Consider the following 1,157-nt stretch of genomic DNA (forward strand, 5'->3'; position numbering starts at 1 on the left):
ACGACCATGCGCAAAGCCGCCGCGCTGGTGCGCGAGCGCGCTTCGGACATCGCCCGCCTGATGACGCAGGAACAGGGCAAGCCGTTCGCCGAGGCGCGCGTCGAAGTACTGTCCGCGGCGGACATCATCGAGTGGTTCGCCGATGAAGGCCGTCGCGTCTACGGCCGGGTCGTGCCGCCGCGCAATCTGGCGGTGCAGCAAACCGTGCTCAAGGAGCCGATTGGCCCGGTGGCGGCGTTCACGCCGTGGAATTTCCCGGTCAATCAGGTCGTGCGCAAGCTGAGCGCGGCGCTCGCGTGCGGCTGTTCGTTCCTCGTCAAGGCGCCGGAAGAAACCCCGGCGTCGCCGGCAGCGCTGCTGCAGGCATTCGTCGAAGCCGGCGTGCCGGCCGGTACGGTTGGCCTCGTGTTCGGCGACCCGGCGGAGATTTCCAGCTACCTGATTCCGCATCCGGTGATCCGCAAGGTCACCTTCACCGGCTCGACGCCGGTCGGCAAGCAACTGGCCGCACTGGCTGGCGCGCACATGAAGCGCGCGACGATGGAATTGGGCGGTCATGCGCCGGTGATCGTGGCTGAAGACGCCGACGTGGCGCTGGCCATCAAGGCCGCGGGCGCCGCGAAGTTCCGCAATGCGGGCCAGGTCTGCATCTCGCCGACGCGCTTTCTGGTGCACAACAGCATCCGCGAAGAATTCGCTACGGCGCTGGTCAAGCATGCTGAAGGGCTCAAGCTCGGCGACGGTCTGGCCGAAGGCACAACCATCGGACCGCTCGCCAACGCGCGCCGTCTCACCGCGATGAGCAAGGTGCTCGACGACGCGCGCAAGACCGGCGCGAAGGTCGAAACGGGCGGTGAACGCGTGGGCTCGGAAGGCAACTTCTTCGCGCCGACGGTGCTGACCAACGTGTCGCTCGAGTCGGACGTGTTCAATAACGAGCCGTTCGGCCCGATCGCCGCGATCCGCGGTTTTGACACGCTCGAAGAAGCGATCGCCGAAGCGAACCGTCTGCCGTTTGGTCTGGCCGGTTATGCGTTCACGAAGTCGTTCCGCAACGTGCATCTGCTGTCGCAACAGTTGGAAGTCGGCATGCTGTGGATCAACCAGCCTGCCGCACCCTGGCCGGAAATGCCGTTTGGCGGCGTGAAGGATTCGGG

The 1,157-nt window shown here is 66.1% G+C and carries 1 protein-coding gene; it reads left to right on the forward strand.

Going from position 1 to position 1,157, the window contains the following annotated elements; genetic code table 11:
* A partial coding sequence (locus PQQ96_RS42040; protein ID WP_408303321.1) for an NAD-dependent succinate-semialdehyde dehydrogenase occupies positions 1 to 1,157 on the forward strand: 1,157 nt, incomplete at both ends.

The organism is Paraburkholderia sediminicola (assembly GCF_046027825.1).
GTDB lineage: Bacteria > Pseudomonadota > Gammaproteobacteria > Burkholderiales > Burkholderiaceae > Paraburkholderia > Paraburkholderia sediminicola_D.